The sequence below is a fragment of the Phreatobacter aquaticus genome, from assembly GCF_005160265.1.
In the GTDB taxonomy this organism is placed as follows: domain Bacteria; phylum Pseudomonadota; class Alphaproteobacteria; order Rhizobiales; family Phreatobacteraceae; genus Phreatobacter; species Phreatobacter aquaticus.
In genome coordinates this window covers 2,100,811-2,125,108 of record NZ_CP039865.1, presented here as the reverse complement: position 1 = coordinate 2,125,108, position 24,298 = coordinate 2,100,811, and the positions used below count along the sequence as shown (strand labels likewise).

The 24,298-nt window shown below is 67.9% G+C and carries 19 protein-coding genes; 12 read left to right on the top strand and 7 right to left on the bottom strand.

The genetic code is table 11. The features are described from left to right. Nucleotides 1-73 precede the first annotated feature (73 nt). On the top strand, nt 74-1,108 hold the full coding sequence (locus E8L99_RS09870) for a Fe(3+) ABC transporter substrate-binding protein (RefSeq protein WP_137099370.1): 1,035 nt from the start codon (nt 74-76) through the stop codon (nt 1,106-1,108). Between the two features lie 4 nt (nt 1,109-1,112). Further along, nucleotides 1,113-2,810, top strand: a complete 1,698-nt coding sequence (locus tag E8L99_RS09865) for an ABC transporter permease (protein WP_252511319.1) — start codon at nt 1,113-1,115, stop codon at nt 2,808-2,810. 6 nt (nt 2,811-2,816) lie between these two features. Here E8L99_RS09865 and E8L99_RS09860 read toward each other — a convergent pair whose 3' ends face one another. Beyond that, entirely contained in the window at nt 2,817-3,245 is a 429-nt protein-coding gene (locus tag E8L99_RS09860; protein WP_137099369.1) for a nucleoside deaminase, read from the bottom strand. A gap of 983 nt (nt 3,246-4,228) precedes the next feature. Here E8L99_RS09860 and E8L99_RS09855 point away from each other — a divergent pair. Both E8L99_RS09855 and rsmD read left to right on the top strand, forming a co-directional pair. Next, a complete protein-coding gene (locus E8L99_RS09855; RefSeq protein ID WP_137102057.1) occupies nt 4,229-6,649 on the top strand; it encodes a pseudouridine synthase in 2,421 nt (806 codons plus the stop codon). Between the two features lie 3 nt (nt 6,650-6,652). Then, the gene (gene rsmD, locus E8L99_RS09850; RefSeq protein WP_137099368.1) at nt 6,653-7,207 is read left to right on the top strand and encodes a 16S rRNA (guanine(966)-N(2))-methyltransferase RsmD; all 555 of its coding nucleotides are present in this window, start codon (nt 6,653-6,655) and stop codon (nt 7,205-7,207) included. 166 nt (nt 7,208-7,373) lie between these two features. On the opposite strand, the gene mscL is transcribed toward rsmD, so the two are convergent. Further along, nucleotides 7,374-7,787, bottom strand: a complete 414-nt coding sequence (mscL, locus tag E8L99_RS09845) for a large conductance mechanosensitive channel protein MscL (protein WP_137099367.1) — start codon at nt 7,785-7,787, stop codon at nt 7,374-7,376. A 183-nt stretch (nt 7,788-7,970) separates the two neighbouring features. Here mscL and E8L99_RS09840 point away from each other — a divergent pair, with 183 nt between their 5' ends. Further along, a complete protein-coding gene (locus E8L99_RS09840; protein ID WP_137099366.1) occupies nt 7,971-11,513 on the top strand; it encodes a hybrid sensor histidine kinase/response regulator in 3,543 nt (1,180 codons plus the stop codon). 3 nt (nt 11,514-11,516) lie between these two features. On the opposite strand, the gene E8L99_RS09835 is transcribed toward E8L99_RS09840, so the two are convergent. Then, nucleotides 11,517-12,479 carry an alpha/beta hydrolase gene (locus E8L99_RS09835; RefSeq protein ID WP_137099365.1) on the bottom strand — a complete coding sequence of 321 codons (963 nt, stop codon included), beginning with the start codon at nt 12,477-12,479 and terminating at the stop codon, nt 11,517-11,519. A 114-nt stretch (nt 12,480-12,593) separates the two neighbouring features. On the opposite strand from E8L99_RS09835, the gene E8L99_RS09830 reads away from it, so the two are divergent. Next, nucleotides 12,594-13,493, top strand: a complete 900-nt coding sequence (locus E8L99_RS09830) for a patatin-like phospholipase family protein (protein ID WP_137099364.1) — start codon at nt 12,594-12,596, stop codon at nt 13,491-13,493. 165 nt (nt 13,494-13,658) lie between these two features. Here the strand turns inward: E8L99_RS09830 and mutL are convergent, their stop codons facing one another. Continuing rightward, nucleotides 13,659-15,464 carry a DNA mismatch repair endonuclease MutL gene (gene mutL, locus E8L99_RS09820; RefSeq protein WP_137099362.1) on the bottom strand — a complete coding sequence of 602 codons (1,806 nt, stop codon included), beginning with the start codon at nt 15,462-15,464 and terminating at the stop codon, nt 13,659-13,661. A 31-nt stretch (nt 15,465-15,495) separates the two neighbouring features. Next, on the bottom strand, nt 15,496-17,067 hold the full coding sequence (locus E8L99_RS09815; protein WP_168201627.1) for an EAL domain-containing protein: 1,572 nt from the start codon (nt 17,065-17,067) through the stop codon (nt 15,496-15,498). A gap of 186 nt (nt 17,068-17,253) precedes the next feature. Between E8L99_RS09815 and E8L99_RS09810 the strand changes: the two genes are divergently transcribed. The 5 genes from E8L99_RS09810 to E8L99_RS09790 all read left to right on the top strand — a co-directional run bounded on the left by E8L99_RS09810 (nt 17,254) and on the right by E8L99_RS09790 (nt 21,799). Next, complete coding sequence (locus tag E8L99_RS09810) at nt 17,254-17,640, top strand: RidA family protein (RefSeq protein ID WP_137099360.1); 387 nt, start codon at nt 17,254-17,256, stop codon at nt 17,638-17,640. Nucleotides 17,641-17,716: 76 nt separating this feature from the next. After that, nucleotides 17,717-18,169: a MaoC family dehydratase gene (locus E8L99_RS09805; protein WP_137099359.1), complete on the top strand. Its 453-nt coding sequence runs from the start codon at nt 17,717-17,719 to the stop codon at nt 18,167-18,169. Nucleotides 18,170-18,248: 79 nt separating this feature from the next. After that, the gene (locus tag E8L99_RS09800; protein WP_137099358.1) at nt 18,249-19,232 is read left to right on the top strand and encodes a bifunctional riboflavin kinase/FAD synthetase; all 984 of its coding nucleotides are present in this window, start codon (nt 18,249-18,251) and stop codon (nt 19,230-19,232) included. A 124-nt stretch (nt 19,233-19,356) separates the two neighbouring features. Further along, on the top strand, nt 19,357-21,066 hold the full coding sequence (locus E8L99_RS09795) for a methyl-accepting chemotaxis protein (RefSeq protein ID WP_137099357.1): 1,710 nt from the start codon (nt 19,357-19,359) through the stop codon (nt 21,064-21,066). Between the two features lie 94 nt (nt 21,067-21,160). After that, nucleotides 21,161-21,799, top strand: a complete 639-nt coding sequence (locus E8L99_RS09790; RefSeq protein ID WP_137099356.1) for an FMN-binding negative transcriptional regulator — start codon at nt 21,161-21,163, stop codon at nt 21,797-21,799. Here the strand turns inward: E8L99_RS09790 and ubiA are convergent, their stop codons facing one another. Together ubiA and E8L99_RS09780 are read right to left on the bottom strand one after the other, a co-directional pair. Then, on the bottom strand, nt 21,800-22,741 hold the full coding sequence (gene ubiA / locus E8L99_RS09785; protein ID WP_137099355.1) for a 4-hydroxybenzoate octaprenyltransferase: 942 nt from the start codon (nt 22,739-22,741) through the stop codon (nt 21,800-21,802). Between the two features lie 6 nt (nt 22,742-22,747). Next, nucleotides 22,748-23,239 carry a hypothetical protein gene (locus E8L99_RS09780; protein ID WP_137099354.1) on the bottom strand — a complete coding sequence of 164 codons (492 nt, stop codon included), beginning with the start codon at nt 23,237-23,239 and terminating at the stop codon, nt 22,748-22,750. 159 nt (nt 23,240-23,398) lie between these two features. On the opposite strand from E8L99_RS09780, the gene E8L99_RS09775 reads away from it, so the two are divergent. Then, on the top strand, nt 23,399-24,142 hold the full coding sequence (locus tag E8L99_RS09775) for a 16S rRNA (uracil(1498)-N(3))-methyltransferase (protein ID WP_137102056.1): 744 nt from the start codon (nt 23,399-23,401) through the stop codon (nt 24,140-24,142). Nucleotides 24,143-24,298 lie beyond the last annotated feature (156 nt).

Here is a 24,298-nt window from a genome sequence, read left to right as displayed (position 1 = left end):
GGATGCGCCACGTTCAGATTTCGCCTATCCGCATTCCATCCTGTGCCGCCTTGAACGGCCAAGGAGAACAGACATGACCACGACCGTCTCGCGCCGCGCCCTCATTGGCGGGGCCGCCCTTCTCGTCGCCAGCCCGGCCATTCTTCGCGCCCAGACCCGCGTCCTCAACCTCTATTCGTCGCGCCATTACGACACCGACGAGCAGCTCTATTCGGACTTCACCAAGCAGACCGGCATCACCATCAACCGCGTGGAGGCGGAAGCCGACCCTCTGCTGCAGCGCATGCGCTCGGAAGGCGCGAATTCGCCGGCCGACATCCTGGTGACGGTGGATGCCGGCCGCGCCGAGCGGGCCCGCGAGATGGGCCTGCTGCAGCCCTTCACCTCCGAGGTGCTGGCAACCAGGATTCCGGCAAGCTACCGCGACCCCGAGGGCCACTGGTTCGGCTTCTCGACCCGTGCACGCATCCTCGTCGTCTCGAGGGAGCGGGTGCCTGAGGGCGCCATCGCAACGTATGAGGACCTCGCCGATCCCAAGTGGAAGGGCAAGGTGGTCAACCGCTCGTCGACCAATGTCTACAACCAGTCGCTGACCGGGGCGATGCTGGCCGCCCACGGCGCGGAGAAGACGGAGGCCTGGTGCCGCGGGCTCGTCGCCAATTTCGCCCGCCCTCCGCGCGGTGGCGACCGGGATCAGATCAAGGCGGTTGCCGCCGGCGAGGCCGATATTGCGGTGGCCAATACCTATTATCTCGGAGGTCTCGCTTTGTCCGACAAGGCCGAGGACAAGGACACGGTTGCCAAGGTCCGCCCGCTCTTCCCGAACCAGGGCGACCGCGGCACCCATGTCAACATTTCCGGCGCCGGCATTGCCCGCCAAGCCAAGAACCTGGACGCCGCAAAGGCCTATCTGGAATATCTGGCGACGCCGGCGGCGCAGCGCTATTTCGCCTTCGGCAATTCGGAATATCCGGTGGTGGCCGGCGTCGAATGGCCGCCGGTCGTCAAGGCCTGGGGCACGTTCAAGGCGGATTCCCTGAATGCCCGCATCTTCGCCGCCAACAATGCCGAGGCGCTGAAGATCATGGATCGTGCCGGCTGGAAGTGACGGATTGACCGAAGCAGTCTTCTTCGACGGATCTGTTGAGCGCGCCCGGCCGAACCGATCGGCCGGGCGGCTCGCCGTCATGGGGTTGGCACTCGGGCTTGCGGCGCTCGTCGCACTGCCGATCCTGGCGGTGGCGGCAAGCCTGTTCCAGCCCTCGGGCGATGCGCTCTCGCATCTCGCCCGCACCGTCCTGCCGGAAATCCTGTTCGACACGGTCGGCCTGATCCTCGTGGTCGGCGTCGGCACTGCGGTGATCGGGGTCGGCACGGCCTGGCTCGTCACGCTCTGCCGGTTTCCGGGATCGCGGGCACTGGAATGGTTGCTGCTGCTGCCACTCGCCATGCCGGCTTACATCATCGGCTACGCCTATACCGATGCTCTGGCCTATGCCGGCCCGGTCCAGGGCAGCTTGCGGGCGGCCTTCGGCTGGGCGCGCGGCGATTACTGGTTCCCCGACATCCAGTCGCTCTGGGGGGCCGGCACCATGCTGGTCCTGGTGCTCTACCCTTACGTCTATCTGCTGGCCCGTACCGCCTTTCTCGACCAGTCGACCTGCGTGCTGGAGGCCGCCCGGACCTTGGGCTCAAGCCCCTGGGCGGCGTTCTTCCGGGTCGGCCTGCCGATGGCGCGGCCGGCCATTGCCGCCGGCGTGGCGCTGGCCCTGATGGAGGCGCTCGCCGATTTCGGCACGGTGCAATATTTCGGCGTCACCACCTTCACCACCGCCATCTACCGGACCTGGTTCGGGCTCGGCGACCGGGTAGCGGCAGCCCAGCTTGCCACCGGGCTTCTGAGTTTCGTTCTGCTGCTGATCGTCATGGAGCGGCTGGCGCGGCGCGGCCGGCGCTTCGGGGCAGGTGTGCGGCGGCATCGCAAGATCGCGCCGCTCAGGCTTACCCGCTTCGCCGCGGCCGCGGCGATTGCCGCCTGCGCGGCGCCGGTGCTGCTCGGCTTCGTCCTGCCGGTGATCTCGCTCGTGCGCCTGCATCTCTCGGGCGGCGATCCGCTGCTCGGCCCCCGCTTCCTCATCTATGCGCAGAACTCGTTCCTGCTCGCCGGCATTGCCGCGCTGGTCGTCGTGGCGATCGCCAGTATCGTCACCTATGCGGTGCGGCTGGCGCCGGGACCGGTGACATCCGGCGCGCTTCGGGTCGCGAGCATCGGCTATGCCGTGCCGGGCACGGTGATCGCGGTCGGCATCATGGTGCCGCTCGGCGCCTTCGACAATGCACTGGACGGCTGGCTGAAAGCCTGGACCGGCTGGGGACCGGGCCTGCTCCTGTCGGGTACGGCGGCCGCCCTGATCTATGCCTATCTCGTGCGGTTCCTGGCCGTGGCCGTCGGGCCGCTGGAGGCCGGCCTCGGCAAGATCCCGTCCTCGATTGATGCCGCCGCCCGCACGCTCGGTGCGACGCCCGGTGAAGTCGCCCGCGCGATCCATGCGCCGATGCTGCGCCGCCCCCTGCTCACCGCCGGTCTCGTCGCCTTCGTCGACGTATTGAAGGAATTGCCGGCAACCGTGGTGATCCGCCCCTTCGGCTTCGATACGCTGGCGGTGCGCGTCTACAATCTCGCTTCCGACGAGCGGCTGGCCCAGGCGTCCACAGGCGCGCTGGTGATCGTTGCCATCGGCCTCATCCCGGTCATCCTGATCACGCGGATGATCGCGATGGAACGGAAGGCCGGCGAGCGCGGGCTTTGATCGCCTCTAGCGGCGGCTGCGGAAAAAGTCCTTGAGAAGGTGCGAGGCCTCGGTCTCGCTCATGCCCCCATAGACCTCGGGCTTGTGATGGCAGGTCGGGTCGCCATAGAGCCGGACGCCGTTCTCGACCGCCCCGCCTTTCGGATCAGAGGCGCCGAAATAGAGCCGGCGGATGCGCGCGAACGAGATCGCCGCCGCGCACATCGGGCAAGGCTCCAGCGTCACATAGAGATCGCAACCCGGCAGCCGTTCGGAGCCCAAGGCCTGGCAGGCCATGCGGATCGCGACGATCTCGGCATGGGCTGTCGGGTCATGGTCGGCCAGCGTCCGGTTGCCGGCACGCGCGATGATCTGGCCATCCTTGACCAAGACCGCGCCGACCGGAACCTCGCCGCGCACCGCCGCCAGCCGCGCCTCGTCGAGGGCTGCCGCCATGGGCGTTAACGACGCATGCTCGTCTTCTCTCGCCATTTCGGCTCGTTCGTGCTAAAGGCGCCCATTCCTGCCGGGGTTCCCGGCCGCGCACGCCGGATGGCGCCGCGACAACCCGATCTCACGAGACACCTATGAACCGCAAGAGCGACAAGGATCGCCCGGCTACCGGCCGGACGCGAAAAGCCGATTCCAACGGCATGACAGAGACCGCCAAGAAGGCCGTCGCAACCAAGACATCCAAGAGCAAAGCCGCCGCTGACGAGAGCGCCGCCACCGTTCTGATCGAGACCGCCAAGCCCGCGCCGAAGAAGGCCGCGAAGGCCGTCACGAAAGCTGACAAGCCCGAATCCGCCCCGGTTGCCAAGCCGAAGGCTGCCGAACCCGCCAAGGTTGCTGCGCCCAAGAAGGCTGCGGCAAAGGCTGCTGCTCCGAAGGCCGCTGCTGCGCCGAAGAAGGCCGCTGTTGCCAAGGCCGACATCGTCGTCGATGCCAAGCCGGCGAAGGCCGCCAAGGCCAAGGCCGTGAAGGCCGAGCCGGTGGAAGCCGCTCCGGTTGCTGCCAAGCCCGCCAAGTCGGCCAAGGCCGCCAAGGTTGTTGCCGAGCCCGAGGCCGTCGAGGCCCCGAAGCCGGCCAAGGCTGAGAAGCCGGCCAAGGCTGCCAAGATCGAAAAGCCCGCCAAGCCTGAAAAGGCCGCCAAGCCCGCAAAGGCCGGCAAGGCCAAGGCCACGTTCGAGCCCGACGCCGATCTCGAGATCGAGCTCGACGACGACGTTCCCGCCTTCCTCGAGGACATCGACGAGGATCCGGTAGTGAAGGCGCTGGCCGCGCAGGCTGGCTTTACCCGGGCTCCGAAGCGTCAGCCGCGCGAGCGTGACGATGAGCGGACCAGCCGGTTCGACCCGCGCGACGCCCGTCCGCCGGCCTCCGAGCGCGACGACCAGCCGAAGCGCACGGAAGGCCGCGCAACCCGCGACCGCAACACCGTGCCGCGCCAGATCGACCGCTCGTTCGAGCCGGTCAATCGCGGCGAGGAGCGGATCGCCCGCGTTCTCGCCCGTGCAGGCCTCTGCTCGCGCCGCGAAGCCGAGGAATGGATCGATGCCGGACGCGTCAGCGTCAATGGCAAGGTCCTGAACTCGCCGGCGTTGAACGTCGTCGAAAGCGACGTGATCCTGGTGGATGGCGAGCGGCTGCCGGAGCGCGAGCGCACAAGGCTGTGGCTCTACCACAAGCCGGCTGGCCTGGTGACCACGACCAGTGACCCCGAGGGCCGTTCGACGATCTTCGATGCACTGCCGGATGACCTGCCGCGCGTCGTCACCGTCGGCCGTCTCGACATCAACACCGAAGGCCTGCTGCTGCTGACCAACGATGGTGGTCTCGCCCGCGTGCTGGCTTTGCCGGCCACCGGCTGGCTGCGCCGCTATCGCGTCCGGGCCCACGGCATCGTGGACCAGGACACGCTCGACCGTCTGCGTGGCGGCATCGAGGTCGACGGCGTCGAGTATGGCCCGATCGAGGCCGAGCTTGACCGCATCCAGGGCACCAATTCCTGGCTGACCCTGTCGCTGCGCGAAGGCAAGAACCGCGAAGTCAAGAACGTGCTGGGCGCTATCGGTCTCGACGTGAACCGTCTGATCCGCGTGTCGTTCGGTCCGTTCCAGCTCGGTGAGCTGCCCGAGGGCGAGGTGGACGAGGTCCGCACCCGCGTGCTGCGCGACCAGCTTGGCGAAGAGCTCTCGGAACTGGCCGGCGTCGAATTCGACCGCCCGGTGTTCGAGCAGATCGGAGCCCGCGACGACCGTGGCGGTTCCAAGCCTTCCCGTGGCCGCGAGGACCGCAGCGAGCGTCCTGTCCGTCGCGAGGAGCGCAGCGAGCGTCCCGCCCGTGGCCGCGACGAGCGCCCGAGCCGGTTCGGCGATCGTGCCGAACGTCCGAGCCGCTTCGAAGGTCGGTCCGAGCGCCCGCGCTCGTTCGACCGCGAGGAGGGCGACAACCGTCCGCAGGGCAAGAGCCCCGAGCACAAGTTCGGCTCGCGTCCGCGGATCTGGCGCGACGGCGAGGCAACGGAAGCCATGCCGGTGCGCAAGGCTCGCCCGAGCTTCAAGGGCGGCAGCCGGCCGGCCGAAGGCGGCGACCGCGATTTCCGTCGCGGCCCGCCGGTGGAGGATTCCAAGGGCCGTCGCGTCCGGGTCGAGCGGGTCGGTGGCGAAGACGCCCCGGCGCGCGAGGAGCGGCCGAGCCGCTTCGAGGACCGTGGCGAACGTCCGCAGCGCGATTTCAAGCCGCGCGGAGAGCGGTCGTTCGGCGATCGTCCGGATCGTGGCTTCAAGCCCAGGGGCGACCGTCCCGATGGCGACAGGCCGCAGCGCAACTTCAAGCCGAGGGGTGAGCGTTCCTTCGGCGATCGTCCGGATCGCAGCTTCGCGGACCGCGAGCGCAACGTGAAGCCCTGGGCCGAGCGTGCCGAGGGCGAGAGTCCGCAGCGCGACTTCAAGCCGAGGGGCGACCGCCCGTTCGGTGACCGTCCGTCAGGCGATCGTCCCGACCGGGGCTTCAAGCCGAGGGGTGACCGCCCGTTCGGTGATCGCCCGTCAGGCGATCGGCCCGACCGTGGCTTCAAGCCGCGGGGTGACCGTCCGTTCGGCGATCGTCCGTCGGGTGATCGTCCGGATCGTGGCTTCAAGCCGAGGGGCGACCGCCCGTTCGGCGACCGTCCGTCGGGTGATCGTCCGGATCGTGGCTTCAAGCCCAGGGGTGACCGTCCGTTCGGTGACCGTCCGTTCGGTGATCGTCCGTCGGGCGACAGGCCGCAGCGTGACTTCAAGCCCCGGGGTGAGCGCTCGTTCGGTGACCGTCCCGATGGCGACAGGCCGCAGCGCGACTTCAAGCCGAGGGGCGACCGCCCGTTCGGCGATCGTCCGTCCGGTGACCGTCCTGATCGTGGCTTCAAGCCCAGGGGTGACCGCCCCTTCGGTGATCGCCCGTCGGGTGACAGGCCGCAGCGCGACTTCAAGCCGCGCGGTGACCGTCCGTTCGGCGACCGTCCGGATCGCGGCTTCAAGCCAAGGGGCGACCGTCCCGATGGCGACCGGCCGCAGCGCGACTTCAAGCCTCGTGGCGAGCGCTCGTTCGGCGACCGTCCGTCGGGCGACCGTCCGGATCGCGGCTTCAAGCCGAGGGGAGACCGCCCATTCGGCGATCGTCCCTCCGGTGACCGGCCGGATCGTGGCCGCAGCTTCGGCGGCGGCGGTGGCAAGAGCTTCGGCGGCGGTGGCGGCAAGAGCTTCGGCGGCCGCAGCGAAGGCCGTCCGTTCGGCGATCGTCCGGGTGGCGGCAAGCCTTTCGGTGGCAAGCCCTTCGGCGGCAAGGGCCGTCCGGGCGGGGGCAAGCGGGAGCGCTGAGCCTTGCGGATCGTCGGTGGCCGGCTGAAAGGCCGAACCTTGCTGGGACCGAAGTCGGACGCCATCCGTCCGACCTCGGACCGTCTGCGCGAGAGCCTGTTCAACGTTCTCGCCCATGCCTATGACGACGCGTGCCAGGGTGCCCGCGTCGTCGACCTGTTTGCCGGCACCGGCGCGCTCGCCATTGAGGCGCTGTCGCGCGGTGCCGTCTATGCGGCCTTTGTCGACCAGAGCGCCGAGGGACGCGGACTGATCCGCGGCAATGTCGATGCGCTCGGATTGTCCGGCATTACCGGGCTGTTGAAGCGCGATGCCACCAAGCTCGGGCCGCTTGCGCCCTTCGAGCCCTTCAGCCTCGCCTTTCTCGATCCGCCCTATCGCAAGGGCCTGGCCGAGCTTGCGCTGATCAGTCTGCGCGATGGCGGCTGGCTGACGCGCCAGGCGCTGGTGATCGTCGAAGAGGCCGCAGAGGTGACGGTCGACCTGCCGGACGGCTTCACGCTCCTGGAGAAGCGCGAAGCCGGCGACAGCCAGATCCTGATCCTGCGCGCGGCCTGACTGGCAAACAGCGCCTTTGGAAGCTCACAAGAGCCCAAGGTCTTTCGTCATGGCCGGGCTTGTCCCGGCCATCCACGTCTTTGGCTTCCGCTTAAGGTTAGGCAAGTCGTGGATGCCCGCCCAAGGGCGGGCATGACGACAACCAGCGGGCCGTCTTGAAAGTCTTCTACTTCTTCAGGAGATCGCGGATCTCGGTGAGCAGCACCACTTCCGTCGAGGGGGCCGGCGGCTCGGCGGGAGCGGCGGCTTCCTGCTTCTTCAGCCGGTTCATCGCCTTGACGACCATGAACATGACCCAGGCGATGATGATGAAATTGATCGCGATGGTCATGAACTTGCCATAGGCGAGGACCGCGCCCTGCTTCTGCGCATCGACGAGATTGCCAGCGGTGACCGCCTTGCTCAGCCCGATGAAATAGTTGGAAAAGTCGAGACCGCCGACGATGGCGCCGAGCAGCGGCATGAAGATGTCGCCGACCATCGAATCGACGATCTTGCCGAAGGCTGCGCCGATGATCACGCCGATGGCGAGATCGACCACATTGCCCTTCAGGGCGAACTGTTTGAACTCGTTAAGCATGGTCCTGTCCTTGTCCGCTGCGCTTCGGCAGGCCGTATCGGGCCCGGCAAACGACAGTGGCGGCTCCGCCCGGCGATTGCAACCGGCCACCTGACCCAGCGTCACATATCCAGCGGACGAATGGACAGGCGGCGCGCGCCGTGGTGAGTTTGCCGCTCCGGCCCAGAGGAATTCCGGCCAAACATGTCACTCGGCCTGGTCATCATCATATCGGCTCTGGCCTATCTCGTGGGCCTGTTCCTGCTTGCCCATTGGGGCGACCGGCAGCGCACCAAGGCCACGGCGGCGCTGCGCAGCCGGGCCTGGATCTATCCCCTGTCGCTAGCGGTCTATTGCACGTCCTGGACCTTCTTCGGATCGGTCGGCCTTGCCTCGCGCTCGGGCTTCGACTTCCTGGCGATCTATCTCGGTCCCGCGCTCATGTTCGGCCTGTTCTGGCCGCTGGTCACCCGCATGGTGCGGATCGCGAAGGCGCAGAACATCACCTCCGTCGCCGACTTCATCGGCGCACGCTATGGCAAGAGCCAGGCGGTGGCGGCCATGGTCTGCCTCATCGTGACGGTTGGCACGATCCCCTATGTGGCGCTGCAGCTGAAGGCTGTCTCCAACTCGCTTTTGACGACCATCAAGCCGAGCGGCATCGTCAATGCCACCCAGGAGCTGCCGTTCTTCGGCGACCTCGCTTTGCTGGTCGCCATGGCGATGGCGGCCTTCGCCATGCTGTTCGGCACCCGCCATGCCGACGCGACCGAGCATCAGGACGGCCTGATGCTGGCAGTGGCCGCCGAATCGGTGGTGAAGCTCGTCTGCTTCCTCGCCATAGGCATCTATGTGACCTTCTGGATCTTCGACGGCGTCGGCGATATCGCGGCAAAGGTGGCAGCGCGTCCCGACATCATGGAACATGTGATCCGCTGGCCGGATTTCTCGACATTCCTGGCGATGAGCGTCCTGTCCTTCGTCTGCGCCATCCTGCTGCCGCGCATGTTCCATGTGGTGGTGGTGGAGAGCCATTCGGAGCGCGAGGTGGGGCGGGCGTCCTGGCTGTTTCCGGCCTATCTCGTCCTGATCAACCTGTTCGTGCTGCCCATCGCCATTGCCGGGCTGCTGCTGTTTCCGGCGGGATCGTTCGACAGCGACATGACAGTGCTCGAACTGCCGCTGTCGCGCGGGAATCCGGTGCTGACGCTTGCCGCCTTCATCGGCGGCCTGTCGGCGGCCACCGCCATGGTCATCGTGGCGAGCGTAGCGCTGTCGATCATGATCTCGAACGACGTGGTGATCCCGTCGCTGCTGAAGTTGCGGGGCCGGCTGCCATCATCGGCGCAGGGCGGCGACGAACCGGGCGATCTCGGTCCGACCATCCTGAAGATCCGCCGCACCATCATTCTCGGCGTGATGATTGCCGCCTATCTCTATTACCGGATTGCCGGCGAGGCGCAGCTCGCCTCCATCGGTCTCCTGTCGTTCGCGGCGGTGACCCAGCTCGCGCCGTCCTTCTTCGGCGGCATGATGTGGCGGAGCGCCACCGCCCGCGGGGCGGTGGCGGGCATGGCGGTGGGGCTGGCGGTGTGGACCTACACGCTGCTCCTGCCGATGCTGGCGACCACCGGCGCCATCAGCCCGGAGCTGATCTCGGAGGGACCGTTCGGGATCGCGGCGCTGCGGCCGCAGGAATTGTTCGGCGTCACCCTGCCGCCGCTCGCCCACGGCGTGTTCTGGTCGCTCCTGCTCAATCTCGCGGTGTTTCTCGCGGCCTCGCTGTCGCGCCGGCCGATCGCCATCGAGACGCTGCAGGCCCAGGTCTTCGCGCCCTCCGAGCCCTCCGACTTCGCGCCGAGCTTCCGGCTTTGGCGCTCCGCCGTCTCGGTCGACGAAGTGCATGGCACGGTCGCCCGCTATCTCGGCGCCGAGCGCACCGCCGCCGCCTTCCGCAGCTATGGCCAGCAGCGCGGCGGCGAACCGCAGGGATCGTCGGAAGCCGATATCGAGCTGCTGCGCTATGCCGAACGCCTGCTGGCTTCCGCCATCGGCACGGCCTCGTCGCGGCTCGTCCTGTCGCTGCTCCTGAAGAAGCGCTCGGTCTCGACCACCGATGCCTTGAAGCTGCTCGACGATGCCAATGCGGCCATGCAGTACAATCGCGAGGTGCTGCAGACGGCACTGGAACATGCGCGCCAGGGCGTCGCCGTGTTCGACCGTGACGGCAAGCTGATGGTGTGGAACCGCCCCTTTGCCGAGGTGCTCGACCTGCCGCCGGAAGATCTGCATATCGGCGCCGGTTTCGACGATGTGCTGATGAGCCTCGCCGCGCGCGGCGAATTCGGCGAAGGCGACACCCGCGTGTTGGTGGCCGAACGCGCCGACCGGCTCTTGAACTCAAGCGAGCCGCAGACCGAGCGCCTGGCCAAGCGCGGCCTGTTCATCGAGGTGCGCTCGGCAAGACTGCCCGATGGCGGCGTGGTGACGACCTATACCGATGTGACAGCCAGTGTCGCTGCGGCGGAAGAACTGGAGCGCGCCAACGAGACGCTGGAGCGCCGCGTGCGCGAGCGCACCGAGGAGCTGACCCGGCTGAATGCCGAACTCGCCCAGGCCAAGGCCGAGGCCGACGAGGCCAACCATTCCAAGACCCGGTTCCTGGCCGCCGCCAGCCACGACATCCTGCAGCCGCTGAACGCCGCCCGGCTCTACACGACCAGCCTGGTTGAGCGGCAGGCCGGCAGCGATGACGCGCGCCTCGTCGAGAACGTCGATGCCTCGCTCGAAGCGGTGGAAGAGATCCTGGGCGCGCTGCTCGACATTTCGCGGCTCGATGCCGGCGCGATGAAGGCGGAGATTTCCAGCTTCCGGATCGACGAGATGTTCCGCCAGCTGGCGGTGGAATTCCAGCCGATGGCCCGCCAGCGCGGGCTCACACTGACCTTCGTGCCCTCCAGCCTCGCCGTCCATTCCGACCGGCGCCTGCTGCGTCGCCTGCTGCAGAACCTGATCTCCAACGCGATCAAGTACACGTCCAAGGGCGGCGTCGTGGTCGGTTGCCGCAGGCGCGGCCGCAAGCTGTCGCTGCAGGTGCATGACACGGGCCCCGGCATTCCGCAGAACAAGCAGCGGATCATCTTCCACGAGTTCCAGCGTCTCGAGCAGGGCGCCAAGATCGCTCGCGGCCTCGGCCTTGGCCTGTCCATTGTCGAGCGGATCGCCCGCGTGCTGGAGCACCGGCTGACCATCAAGTCGAAGGTCGGCCGCGGCTCCTCCTTCATGGTCGAGCTGCCCATCGCGCCGGCCCTGCCCGCGACACAGCCGGGACCGCAGCCGCAGCCCTTCGCGGCGGCGCCGCTCGACGGGCTGATCGTGCTCGCCATCGACAACGAGCCGAAGATCCTCGAAGGCATGCGCGTTCTGCTGGCGGGCTGGGGCTGCCACACGATCACCGGGGCCAGCTGGCGCGAGGCCCATGAGGCGCTGAACGACGACCTCGTGGTGCCCGATGTGCTGATCGTCGACTATCACCTGGACGAGGGCAACGGCCTCGATGTGGTGACCCAGCTGCGCTGGCGGTTCAGCGCGACGCTGCCCGCCATCCTGATCACCGCCGACCGCTCCCAGGAGGTGCGCGACCGGGCGCAGGCCAAGAATGTCCACCTCCTGAACAAGCCGGTGAAGCCGGCGGCGCTGCGCGCGCTGCTCGCCCAGTGGCGGGTGCTGAAACAGGCGGCCGAATAGAGCTCAAGCGGCGATCGCGCCCTGCATGAAGCCTTCGATCCGGTCGAGGCAGCGGTCACTGTTCTGGCCAGGGAAGGCGATGAACACGTGGCAGCCGCCGGGATAGACCTCGAGGCTCGCTGCGTTGCCGGCCGCCACCCAGCGCGGCGCCATGAACAGCGTGTCGTCGACGAGAAGATCGCTGGATCCCACCGTGAACAGCGCGGGCGGCATGCCCTTCAGGTCGGCCCAGAGCGGCGAGATATCGGGATCGCAGACATCGCCGCCGCGCACCAGGAAATGGCGGACGAACATCGAGATGTCGCGGGTGTTGAGCACCAGCTTCTCGGTGCCCCAGTTGCGCGCCGAAGGCGTCAGGCCAAGGTCGTAGCAGCCGGCATGCAGGTTCGCGCCGCAGAACGGCATGATGCCGTGGCGGTCGCGCAGGCGCAGCAGCGTGACAACCGAGAGATGGGCGCCGGCGCTCTCGCCGCCAATCAGCAGGCGGTCGGTGCCGAAGCGCTTCTGCGCCTCGGCGACCAGCCAGAGCGCGGCGGTTTCGCAGTCGTCCGGTCCCATCGGATAGGGGTCCTCCGGGCCGAGGCGATAGTCGACCGAGACGGTGGTGATGCCGAGCCGGTCGGCGAAGCGCTCGTACCATTGGTCCTGGCCATCGGCGGTGCCGAGCGTCCAGCCGCCACCGTGGATGTGGAGATAGACCGCCTTGGGGTTCTCCGGCCCGAGGATCCGCAGGCCGATCGGGCCGTGCTTGCCGTCGATCGTCATCGTGGTGGCGCGCGGCGATGGCACGGGGGCCGGGAAGGCGCCCCTGCCCTCGCGCCGCATCTGGCGGATGATGGCGGGTGCCGCCGACCAATTGTCGAAGCTCTGCAGGCGCTTGATAATCGCGGCATTGACCGCCAGCTGGTCGGCGGGCACGTGGGCCGGATCGAAGGCTGAGGGATCGAGACGAAGAGAATCGGACATGCGTGCGAGCCTTGACGAGGGGCGGCCATGAAAGCCCGCGTTCCCTGCCGCCGCAAGCCATGCCCGCGCATTTCGGCTGCCGCGGGACGCTGGTCCGCGCTATAGAATGCGGCCATGACCCTTCCAGAGCCCCGCCAGACCCTGGTCCCATCCGGGCCGCCGATCTCGCTCGTGCTGGGCGGCGGCGGCGCCAAGGGCCTCGCCCATGTCATCGTCCTCGAGGCGCTGGACGAACTGGGGCTGAAGCCTGCGGAAGTGATCGGCACCTCGATCGGCGCGATCATCGGCGCCTGTTATTGCGCCGGCATGAGTGGGCAGGACCTCAGGACCTATGCGCTCGACGTGTTCCGCATGAAGCCCGAAGTGCTGCGCCGGGTGTTTGCAGCGCGCGTTGGCCGCTTCACGGAAATGCTGACCAACGGCTTCACCAATCCGGTGCTGATCGACCCGCAGAAGCTGCTCGATGGCCTGCTGCCGTCGACAGTGCCGCAGACATTCGAGGAATTGGCGATCCCGCTGAAGGTGGTGGCCGCCGACTATTATGCCCGGGTCGATGTGACCTTTGCCGATGGACCGCTGATTCCGGCGGTCGCGGCCTCCATGGCCATCCCCGGCGCGTTCCGGCCGGTGCTCCACCGCGGGCGCGTGCTGATCGATGGCGGCACGATCAATCCGGTGGCGGTCGATCAGGCGAGCCAGCCGATCGTCATCGCGGTCGATGTGCTCGACGGCTCGGCCCATGATCGCACCATCGACGAGACGATCCCGGATCCGTGGCAGGCCCTGTTCGGGTCGGTGACGCTGATGATGCAGGTTCTGAGCGGCATCCGGCTTGCCGAGCACCGGCCGACAATTCACCTCCGGCCGCCGGTCGAGGGCTTCCGCGTGCTGGATTTCTTCAAGGTGAAGGAGATCTTCGCCGCCTGCGAGCCGATCAAGGACAATCTCAAGCGCCGGATCGAGCTAGCGCTGGATGCGACGCCGGCGGAGCTGCTTGAGAGCCGGAAGGGGTGACGGGCCTGCGCAATGGACAGCACTCACCGTCGTCATGCCCGCCCTTGTGGCGGGCATCCACGTCTTGGGTTCCGTTGGCTCGGCCGTTGAAGGCGTGGATGGCCGGGACAAGCCCGGCCATGACGAAAAACCGTGCCCGCTATTAAGGGCTGGTCGGCCGAAGCCTCACCGCCGGCCGAACAGCCGCTCGATATCGGTCAGCGACAGCGAGACCGAGGTCGGCCGACCATGGTTGCATTGGGCGGAGCCCGGCGTTGCCTCCATCTCACGGAGCAGCGCGTTCATCTCGGCGGGTTTCAGCAGCCGTCCCGCGCGCACCGAACCGTGGCAGGCCATGGTGGCGGCCACCGACAGGAGCCGGCGCTCCAGCGGATCGGTCGAGTCCCATTCGGCGAGGTGCTCGGCGAGATCGCGCACCAGCGCCTCGGCATCGACATCGCCGAGCATGGCCGGGGTCTCGCGGACCATGACGGCGCCGGGGCCGAAACTCTCGATCACCAGGCCGAAAGGTTCGAGGTCGCCTGCACGCGCGCAGAGCCGTGCGGCATCGGCAGGGTCGAGCTCGACGACAACCGGAATGAGCAGGGTCTGCCGGGCAATGCCGGTCTCGGCCATCTGGCGCTTGAGCCGCTCATAGACGAGACGTTCGTGGGCTGCGTGCTGGTCGACGATCACCATGCCCTGGCGGGTCTGGGCGACGATATAGGTGCCGTGGACCTGGGCGCGGGCGGCGCCGAGCGGACGGTCGAGATCGTCCGGATCGATCGGCGCGGTGGAGGCCCGGGCATCCGCGGAGGGAGCTGCGCCGAGATCGAACGGGCTCTGGGCGAAGGCTGCCTGCGCCGCCTCGCCGAAGCCTGATACCGGCCGCATGGGCGAGGACCGCCAGTCCCAGGCTGGGCCAGATCCACCCCGCCCGGACGGTCCCCGGAACGCCGTGACGGTGGCGGCGGCCAATGTCGAGGCGGTTGTCGGATCGGCCCTGGCAATGGCATCGCGGATGGCGGCGACGATCAGCCCACGCACCAGCTGGCTGTCGCGGAACCGGACCTCGGTCTTGGCCGGGTGGACATTGACGTCGACCTCGTGCGGATCGAGCTCCAGGAACAGCGCCACGGCCGGGTGGCGGTCGCGCGGCATGACGTCGGCATAAGCACCGCGCAGCGCGCCCATGACCAGGCGGTCGCGGATGGGCCGTCCGTTGACGAACAGGAACTGGCTGCCCGCCGTCGCCTTGTGGAAGGTCGCCAGACCGGCAAAGCCGAACAGGCGGATGCCGCCACGCGCGACATCGAGCGGCATGGCATTGTCGGCGAAGTCGCGCCCCATGACCTCGCCGATGCGGGCGAGCAGGCCGGCTTCGCCGAAGGCCTGCACCGCATAGGTGCGGACCCCACCCTCGTCGTCAGCCAGCGAGAACGCGACGGTCGGATGGGCCAGCGCCAGGCGCTTGACCACATCGACCACCGCCGCGCTTTCGGAGCGGTCGGTCTTCAGGAACTTCAGCCGGGCAGGCGTCGCGTAGAACAGGTCCTCGACCTCGACGCGCGTGCCCTTGGCGAGCGCTGCCGGCATGGGCCCGGCCTTGTCGCCGGCATCGACCGACAGCGCCCAGGCATGGGGCTCGCTCGCATGGCGGGTGACGATGCGCAGATGCGACACCGCGCCGATAGAGGGCAGCGCCTCACCGCGAAAGCCGAGGGTCCGGATATCAAGCAGGTCGTCGCTGGAGAGCTTGGAGGTGGCGTGCCGCTCGATGCAGAGCGCGAGATCGTCGCGCGTCATGCCCTGGCCATCATCAGCAACCCGGATCAGCCGCCGCCCGCCGGCCCCGATCAGCACGTCGATGCGGCCAGCGCCAGCATCCAGCGCATTCTCGACCAGTTCCTTGACGGCGGCAGCCGGGCGCTCGACCACTTCGCCGGCGGCGATGCGGTTGACGATGCCTTCGGGGAGCTGGCGGACCGGCATGGCTTATCCTAGCCCATCGCGGCGAGCAGCGTCAGGACCGGTCGCGGATCAGCGCGCGCAATCCCTGGCCGATACCCGCCGGGCGGCGCTGGTCGCGTGCCTGGGGCACTGCGCCGGCGGCGAGCGCCGCCGCGCCAATCGACTGGGGACCCTGTGGCGCGGGGCGCGGATCGGGACGGGGCTCGGTGCGCGGAGCCCGCGACAGGGTCGGCTGGGCGGATGCCTGGGTGGGCGGAATGCCGGCAGGCTCGGCGCCGGCCAGCACCTCGGCCCGCACCGGACGGGGCGGCGAGAACAGCACGCCCTGGCCGAATTTCACGTCGTAGTCGAGCAGGTCGACGACCATCTGCTCGCTCTCGATGTCGTCGACGATCAGCTCGATGCCATAACGGGCGAACAGGCTCGGCAGATCGGCCGGATGGATCGCCAGACTGACATCCTGGCCACGCGACAGCATCAGCTCGGCCGGTACCTTGACCTGCCGGAAGCCCTTCTCGGCGAGGTCGCGCGGTTCGATCCTGAGATCGCCGACACCGTGGAGCGAGAAGCGGAAGCCGTAGTCCATCAGGCTCTTCAGCGTCTCGATATCGAGCGGCGACATGGCGCGCAGCGCATCATGCCGGAAGCTGAGCACCAGAGAGCCGGCGACCGAGCGGGCGGCGTCGAGCGATTCCACCATCTCGTTGGAGAAGGCGGCATCGGCCAGCGATGCGCCGGAGAGGTCGCAGACGAGGCCGACATCGCGGTTGCGCGAGGTTAGCCGGCGGACCACCTGGATGCAGCGGGCGAGCGTCTCGGCATCGAGAGCCGGCATCAGGCCTGTGCCCTCGGCAAGCTCGCGATAATCGGCCGGTTGCAGCACAGCGCCGTCGGCGCTGCGCAGCCGGACCGAGGCCTGGTACCAGCGCACCTTGCGCTGCGGCAATGTCACGATCGGCTGAAGGAACAGGTCGTAGCGCTTGGCGGCGATCGCCTCGTCGACGATCGACAGGGCGTCATCGCGCGTCATGCCGGCGAAAATGTCCGGCAGGGTCGGATCGGGCGCGGACGCGCGGCGCGGCGCGGGGGGGACGGGGTCGAGGCGCTGGCGTAGCGCTTCGCCATAGCGCTGCATGACGGGGACGGGCGGCGCGGGCGGCGCCATTCTCGGGGCTGGTTCCGCCACTGGCTGATAGGCCGGCTGCGGCGCTGGCTGCTGGGCCGCCGGCTGACTTTGCGGGGCCATGGCGGGCGCGGCGGTGGCGCGCACGATGGCGGCCTCATGGACCTGCAGCGTCTCGGCGAACTGTTTCACCAGAGCGCCAAGTTCGCCAATCTCCTCGGCCATCGGCTCGGTGGCGGCCAGGGTCCGGTCGAGCATGGAGGTCTCGAACCGGTCGAGGCGGCTGGACAATTCGGCCATGTCGCGACCGAACTCGCCGGTGGACCGGCTCAGATCGGCAAGGCGGGCCTCGATCATCTGGCGGGAGCCGGACTGCAGCGCTCCCAGATGGCCGATGACCATGGCCAGCAGCAGGGCAAAGCCGATCGCCAGCGCATAGCCGAGCTCGACGCCGCCGGCCAGAAAGCACAGGGCTGCCACCGATGCAGCGATCGCGGTCATGCACAGAGCGACGAAGAAGGAACCCGAACGAGGCATTGGCGAGTGGTCTCAAGTCCTTCAACCAAAGGTGAACGGGCCAAACCTTGCCCCGAATCGACGTGATTCGTCTCGCCGGTTCAGCTGCGACCGGGAGAATTTCCCGCGCTAGGATAGCCGCCCTGATTCACCTGCCGGAGTGCTTGACCAATGCCGACCTTCTTCAATCCCCCGACCGTTCACGCCCCCTCGCCCAGCTACAGCCATGCCGCCGCCCACGCGCTGTCGGGCCGCCGCCTGGTCATTTCCGGCCAGATCGGCATGGCGCCCGACGGCACTGTCCCGGAAGGCCTCGAAGCCCAGATCGCACAGGCCTTCGACAACCTGATCGCCGTGCTGCGCGCCGGCGACATGGACATCGCCAACCTCGTCAAGATCGTCACCTATGTGACAGTGCCGGACGCGATCGTGCCATTCCGTACCGTGCGGCAGGCCAAGCTCGGCGACCATCGCTGCGCTGCGACATTCCTCCAGATCGCCGCGCTGGTGCGGCCCGAACTTCTGGTGGAAATCGAGGGCGAAGCGGTCGCGGATTGAACTTTCCCCGCCATCCGGCGTATTGTTGCAATGCACAAGAAGGGGCGCGATGGTGCGCGCCCCCGGAGATGACCGCATGACCGTTCGCTCGATCCGTTCCATGGCCTTCGAAGACCTGACCATCGGGTTGTCGGAGCTTGTCCTCAAGACGGTGACCGACCAGGACGTGGTAGGGTTCGCCGATATTTCGGGCGACCAGAACCCGATCCATCTGAGCGATCTCTACGCATCGAAGACGCGGTTCGGCCAGCGGATCGCCCATGGTCTCTATACCGCGAGCCTGATCTCGGCGGTGATCGGCACGCGGTTGCCGGGCCCCGGCGCGGTCTATCTGTCGCAGACGCTCAACTTCAAGGCGCCGGTGAAGATCGGCGATGTCGTGCGGGTCCATGTCGAGGTGGCCGAGATCATCGAGGCGCGCCAGCGGGTGCGTCTCGCCTGCGAATGTGCCGTCGATGCGACGGTCGTTCTGGACGGCGAGGCCTGGGTGCGCGTTCCCTCGCGCGCCGAACTGGTCGCCGCCGCCTGACACCCGATGTGCTTGACGATATCGGTCCGGGGCGGCAGGGTCCGCGCGCCGTGACCGACCCTCGTCTCATCCAGATGCCATGCCACTGACCCTGCCGCCCTCGCACAGCGCGGCGGATGCGCCGGTTTTCGTGCGTCCTGCCCCCCTGCCCGTCGGCCTCGCCGGGGGCGTGGTGGCGATCGGCAATTTCGACGGCGTGCATCGCGGACACCAGCATGTCATCGCCACGGCGATGACCCAGGCCCGCCGAACCGGCAGCCCGACGCTTGCGCTCACCTTCGAGCCGCATCCACGTGCCTTCTTCCAGCCGGACCGGCCCATGTTCCGCCTGACCGACCCGGCAACCAAGTTTCGCCTTTTGGCGGGGCTCGGCGTCGATGGCATTGCCTGCGCGCCCTTCGACCGGGATTTCGCGGCGCTGAGCGCGGAAGCCTTTATCGCGGACGTGCTGGTCGGCTGGCTGCAGGCGCGCGCCATCGTGGTCGGCGGCGACTTCCACTATGGCGCAGGCCGCCGGGGCACGCCGGACAGCCTGGTCAAGGCAGGCGCAATCGGCGGTTTCGACGTGATCCAGGTCCAGCCCTTCAGCGTCGACGGCGTGCTGGCCTCGTCGACCGCCATCCGCGAGGCGCTGACCGCCGGCCGGATCGACGTCGCCAATCGCCTCCTCGGCCACGCCTGGAGCGTATCGGGCGAGGTCATCCATGGGGCCAAGCTCGGCCGCACGCTGGGCTTTCCCACCGCCAATCTGGCGCTGGCCCCCGCAACGGAACTCGCCCACGGCATCTATGCGGTGAAGATTGCCATCGGTGGCGTGTGGCACGACGGCGTTGCGAGCTTCGGCCGCCGCCCGACCGTCGACAACGGCCCCCCCCTCCTGGAGGTTCATGTCTTTGACTTTGCCGGCGATCTCTACGGGCAGATCGTCGATGTCGCCTTCGGTGGGTACATCCGCCCCGAGAAGAAATTCGACGACCTGAATGCGCTGGTTGTGCAGATGCACGATGACAGCAACCGCGCCAGGGCGCTGTTGGCCGGTACTGATCTACCGAAATCAGAGTAAGTTCGGGCCAACTCTGATCGGTATTCTGACTTTTTCCGCAGCATTCCCTCGTGGGAAGTCCTCATTTTCACAACATTAACCAACGGCAGGCATCCTCCAGACACCACTGGAGGTTGTCCCCCGCATGTCGCTGCGATTTCCCAAGCTCTCCTTCGGCGCCAAGGCCGTTGCCTTCGTCGTCTGCCTGCTGATCGTCACGGCAGGTGCGATCATCGCGTCCGGCTGGACGCTGATCCAGTCACGCAATCAGACCCGCGCCCTGCACGACGCCCAGACGAACATGCGGACGCTCGCCGTCCTGTTCCAGGCGGCCTATCCCGATGCCCGCCTGTCGATCTCGGGCGAACGGGTCGCCGATGTCCGGGCGCCGGCGATGCCGACCTTCACCGATCACGCCATCGTCGACCGGACCGTTCAGGCGGCCGGTGGCGTCGCGACGATCTTCGTCACCGACGACAAGGGCGCCTTCATCCGCCGGACGACCAATCTGAAGAAGGAGAACGGCGACCGCGCGGTTGGAACCTCGCTCGCGCCCGACCATCCGGCCAATGTCCCGTTGAAGCAGGCGCAAGCCTATTACGGCCCGGCCATGCTGTTCGGCCGCTCGTTCTACACGGCCTATCAGCCGGTCATCGGCGCCAACGGCCAGGTCGCCGGCATCCTGTTCATCGGCATTCCGACCGAGCAATTCGCGGCCGAAGCCATCAGCACGATGACGGCCATGAGCCTCATGCTGGCCGGCGTTGTGGTCATTCTGGCGCTGCTTGCGGTTGTCGTGGTGCGCCGCTCGGTCAAGCCGCTCGTGGCCGCGACCAAGGCCATCGAGCGCGTTGCGGGAGGCGACCTTGAATCGGCGATCGAACCGACCAAGCGCAGCGACGAGATCGGCGACCTCACCCGGTCGATCGTGGTGCTGCGCGATGCGGCTCGTGAGGCCCGCAGCGCCGAAGCGGCACGGCTTGCCGATGCCGAGGAGCGCGGCCGGCGTGCCCAGCGCCTGGAAGAGGTGGTGATGGGCTTCGAGGCCAATATGGCCCAGCGCATCGCCGAGGCCGAGCAGGCCGTCGGGGCCCTCGACACCAGTGCCAACAATCTCGATGGCGCATCCCGTTCCATGGGCGGCAAGGTCAGTGCCGCCTCGCAGGCCACCGATCAGGCAACCATGAACATGAACTCGGTCGCGGGAGCCGCCACCCAGCTCTCCTCCTCGATCGGTGAGATCAGCCGCCAGGTCGCCTCGTCCAGCGACGTTGCCCGCCGTGCGGTCAAGGAAGCCGGCGATACGTCCAGCCGGGTCGCCGAACTCGATGGCGCCGCCCGCAAGATCGGCGAGGTCATCGGCCTGATCACCGCGGTCGCCGAGCAGACCAATCTGCTCGCGCTCAATGCCACGATCGAGGCGGCGCGCGCGGGCGAAGCGGGCAAGGGCTTCGCGGTTGTCGCCGCCGAGGTGAAGCAGCTGGCCGGGCAGACCGCCAAGGCGACCGAGGAAATCGCCTCCCAGGTCAACCGCATGCAGCAGGCGACCGCTGCGACCGTCGGCGCCATCAACACGATCACCGAAACGATCGGTGCAATGGACCAGATCACCACGGCGATCGCCGCGGCGGTGGACCAGCAGCAGGCTTCGACCAGCGAAATCTCGCGCGCCATAGCCCAGGCGAATGATCACGCCGATGCCGCGCGCACCGCCATTGTCGATGTCGACAACGCGGCAACCGATACCGGGCGCTCGGCCGGAGAAGTCGGCCAAGCGACGCAGCGGCTCGCCGAATGCTCGTCCTCGATCGACCGCGCCCTGAAGACCTTCGTCGCCGAGGTGCGGGCGGCCTGATCAGCCGGTACGATTACAGACATCATCAACAGGCATTGGATAGACCCGGACGGTTCCGCTACCGTCCGGGTCTCTCTGCTTTTGGACACACAGAATGTATGTGCCGCCGCTCTTCGCCATGGCCGACGATGCCGAAATGGCGGGCTTCTGCCAGGCTCACCCGTTCGCAGCCCTTGTGACCCATGGGCCGGACGGCCTGTTCGCCACCCATCTGCCGGTGATCTTCAAGCCGGCCGAGGGCGCGAAGGGCGCGTTCTTCGGCCACCTGGCCCGCGCCAATCCCCATTGGGGCCGGGCCGCCGAAGGCAGCGATGCGCTGCTCATCTTCACGGGCGCTCAGGCCTATGTGACGCCGTCCTGGTACGAGACCAAGAAGCAGACCGCCAAGGTGGTGCCGACCTGGAACTATTCCGCCGTGCATGTGCGCGGCCGCGTGTCCTGGCCGGCGGATGTCGACTTCCTGAAGCTCAACCTCGCCGACCTGACCGCTGCCCACGAGGCCGGGCGCAGCCACCCCTGGGCTCTCTCCGATGCGCCTGACGACTTCGTCGCCATGCAGATGCGCGCAATCGTCGGCATGCGTTTCGAGGTGACGGGCTTCGACGGCAAGGCCAAGCTGAGCCAGAACCGGCCCGCTGCCGATATTGACGGCGTGGTGGCGGGTCTTGGCGCATCCGATGCGCCGATGGACCGGGAGGTCGCGGCGCAGGTGGACAAGGCCCGGCGGCGCTGATCAGACGAGTGCGCGCAGGGCCGCTTCGGCCATCAGGCCGGCAAGCAGGATCAGGCCGGCATCGCGGTTCGACTGGAACAGGCGGAGGCAGAGATCCGGGTCCTCGATGTCGAGGCGGGCGATCTGCCAGGCCAGATGCAGCGCGAAGACCAGCAGCCCGAGAACGGCGATGACCGAGCCGCCAACCAGCCAGAGGGCGGCTGCGAAGAACAGCACCGCGCCGCCATAGAACAGGCCGAGCATCAGCGGCGTGCGCGTGCCGAACAGAAGCGCCGTCGATTTCACGCCGACGATGGCGTCGTCCTCGCGGTCCTGATGGGCATAGATCGTGTCATAGCCGATGACCCACAGGATCGAGCCGGCATAGAGCAGGTAGGCCGGCAGATCGAGCCGGCCGAAGGCCGCCGCCCAGCCCATCAGCGCGCCCCAGGAAAAGGCAAGCCCCAGAACCGATTGCGGCCAGGAGGTGATGCGCTTCATGAAGGGATAGATCGCCACGATGCCGAGGGAGGCGATGCCGATGCCCCAGGCAAAGGGATTGGCCAGCGCCAGCAGGACCAGCGCACCCACCACTACCTGGGCGATCAGGAAGAGTTTGGCCTGGCGCGGAGTGACCTGCCCCGCAGGTAACGGCCGGGACCGGGTGCGCTCCACCAGGCCATCGATGTCGCGATCAACCAGATCATTGTAGGTACAGCCCGCGCCGCGCATCGCTACCGCGCCGATGGCAAACAGGACCATGTGCCAGAGATTGGGCAAGGGCTGGTGCGCCGCGATTGCTGCCAGCGCAGCCGACCACCAGCACGGCAGCAGCAGCAGCCAGGATCCGATCGGCCGGTCGGCGCGCGCCAGTCTCAGATAGGGGCGCCAGCTTGCCGGCGCGCGGCTATCGACCCAGGAGCCGCGGACCGCGTCGGCCACGCGCCCTTCGGTGATGCTCATGACTGGTCAGAGCGCGCCGGGCGTGCGCAGGTCAAGCTGCGGCCGGCGGCCGGCATTGGGCGCGAAGGGATTGGCACCGCCACCGCCGGCTTCAGCCTGGCGACGCTGGCGCTCAAGCTGGGCCACGCCATTGCAGGCCTGGGTGCGGTTGCGCGACACGTTGGTCGTGCCGGTCGTCACGTCATTGACGATCTGCTCGGGCAGACGGCAGAAATCGGCATTGTTGGTGACCCACGTCTTCAGCCGCTCGAACGAGGCCTGGGCGGTGGTGAGCGCGGAGCAGGCCCGCTGGGCATTGGCGCGCGCCTGCTCGAACGTGGTCGGGCGGGTGCGCGGAATGGCGGCCTGGGTCTGCTGCATGACGCGCTGGTGCGCCTCGATCATCGGCTTGAACTCGGCCTCGCAGATCTCGTTGGCGAAGGCCGGCGCCGCGAGGGTGGCCGAGGCGAGGACTGCGAGCACGAGCGAGCGCGTGCGGGTCGGTGAAGGAAGGCACATGATCGGGCCCCTTTTTCTCGTCCGCGGGAAAGGGTTGTCTGAATTGGCATTCTCCATATCAATCCGTCGGGATCGTGGCAAATGCCGCGAGCCCCGCGTGACGGCTCGCTTGCCAGCGCGCGCGGACCGCTCTATCGGCCCCGGACGGCGAGGCGCACCATGGCGGACTATGATTTCACGGCTACCCGGCTCCACGTCGCCGATCCGCTCGGCGCCGACGCGCTGATCGCCTGCGATCGCGACCAGACCAATTACCTGGTCAATGTGATGCGGCTGGCCGATGGCGCGCATCTCCATGTGTTCAATGGCCGCGACGGTGAGTGGCTGGCCAGGATCGAGCGCATAGCCAAGAAAGCGGTGGGCCTGAGGATCGAGCGCCTGCTTCGTGCGCAGACGCAAGGCGCCGACCTCTGGCTGGTCTTCGCGCCGCTGAAACAGGCCCGTCTCGACTATATGGTGCAGAAGGCGGTCGAGATGGGCGCCAGCCGGCTGGTTCCAGCCATCACGCGTTATACACAGGTGACCCGTGTCAACGCCGAGCGGATGGCCGCCAATGCTGTCGAGGCGGCCGAGCAATGCGGCATCCTCACCCTTCCCGAATGTGACGAGGCCCGCCCGCTCACCCAGATCCTGGCGGAGATGGAGGCCGATCGCCTGCTGGTGTTCTGCGACGAGGATGCCGCCGTCGCCAACCCGGTCGAGGCACTGACCCGCGCCGAGCGGCCCGGCCGCATTGCTGTGCTGATCGGCCCGGAGGGCGGTTTCGCACCGGAGGAACGCGAGCTGATCGCCCGGCGTCCGGGGACCACCGCGCTATCGCTGGGCCCCCGGATTCTCAGGGCGGACACGGCGGCGGTCGCGGCGCTTGCCGTTGTCCAGGCGGCGATCGGCGACTGGCGCTGAGCCGGCCCGCCGCGCCGACGCGAAGCAACCGGACGCCTCCGGGACGGGCCAATCGGCCCCCAAGTCAATCGATTTAAGTTCACGCCATATTTCAGATGGTTACAGAAATGCGGCAACGCGTGACCGGTTTTGGTCACATTTCTGCCTGTGCAACCG

Bases quoted from the DNA above. Each gene is read 5' to 3' on its own strand.
- E8L99_RS09870 (WP_137099370.1), top strand. From the start codon at position 74: ATGACCACGACCGTCTCGCGCCGCGCCCTCATTGGCGGGGCCGCCCTT.
- E8L99_RS09860 (WP_137099369.1), bottom strand. From the start codon at position 3,245: ATGGCGGCAGCCCTCGACGAGGCGCGGCTGGCGGCGGTGCGCGGCGAG.
- mscL (WP_137099367.1), bottom strand. From the start codon at position 7,787: ATGCTTAACGAGTTCAAACAGTTCGCCCTGAAGGGCAATGTGGTCGAT.
- E8L99_RS09840 (WP_137099366.1), top strand. From the start codon at position 7,971: ATGTCACTCGGCCTGGTCATCATCATATCGGCTCTGGCCTATCTCGTG.
- E8L99_RS09835 (WP_137099365.1), bottom strand. From the start codon at position 12,479: ATGTCCGATTCTCTTCGTCTCGATCCCTCAGCCTTCGATCCGGCCCAC.
- E8L99_RS09830 (WP_137099364.1), top strand. From the start codon at position 12,594: ATGACCCTTCCAGAGCCCCGCCAGACCCTGGTCCCATCCGGGCCGCCG.
- mutL (WP_137099362.1), bottom strand. From the start codon at position 15,464: ATGCCGGTCCGCCAGCTCCCCGAAGGCATCGTCAACCGCATCGCCGCC.
- E8L99_RS09815 (WP_168201627.1), bottom strand. From the start codon at position 17,067: ATGACCGCGATCGCTGCATCGGTGGCAGCCCTGTGCTTTCTGGCCGGC.
- E8L99_RS09810 (WP_137099360.1), top strand. From the start codon at position 17,254: ATGCCGACCTTCTTCAATCCCCCGACCGTTCACGCCCCCTCGCCCAGC.
- E8L99_RS09805 (WP_137099359.1), top strand. From the start codon at position 17,717: ATGACCGTTCGCTCGATCCGTTCCATGGCCTTCGAAGACCTGACCATC.
- E8L99_RS09800 (WP_137099358.1), top strand. From the start codon at position 18,249: ATGCCACTGACCCTGCCGCCCTCGCACAGCGCGGCGGATGCGCCGGTT.
- E8L99_RS09795 (WP_137099357.1), top strand. From the start codon at position 19,357: ATGTCGCTGCGATTTCCCAAGCTCTCCTTCGGCGCCAAGGCCGTTGCC.
- E8L99_RS09790 (WP_137099356.1), top strand. From the start codon at position 21,161: ATGTATGTGCCGCCGCTCTTCGCCATGGCCGACGATGCCGAAATGGCG.
- ubiA (WP_137099355.1), bottom strand. From the start codon at position 22,741: ATGAGCATCACCGAAGGGCGCGTGGCCGACGCGGTCCGCGGCTCCTGG.
- E8L99_RS09780 (WP_137099354.1), bottom strand. From the start codon at position 23,239: ATGTGCCTTCCTTCACCGACCCGCACGCGCTCGCTCGTGCTCGCAGTC.
- E8L99_RS09775 (WP_137102056.1), top strand. From the start codon at position 23,399: ATGGCGGACTATGATTTCACGGCTACCCGGCTCCACGTCGCCGATCCG.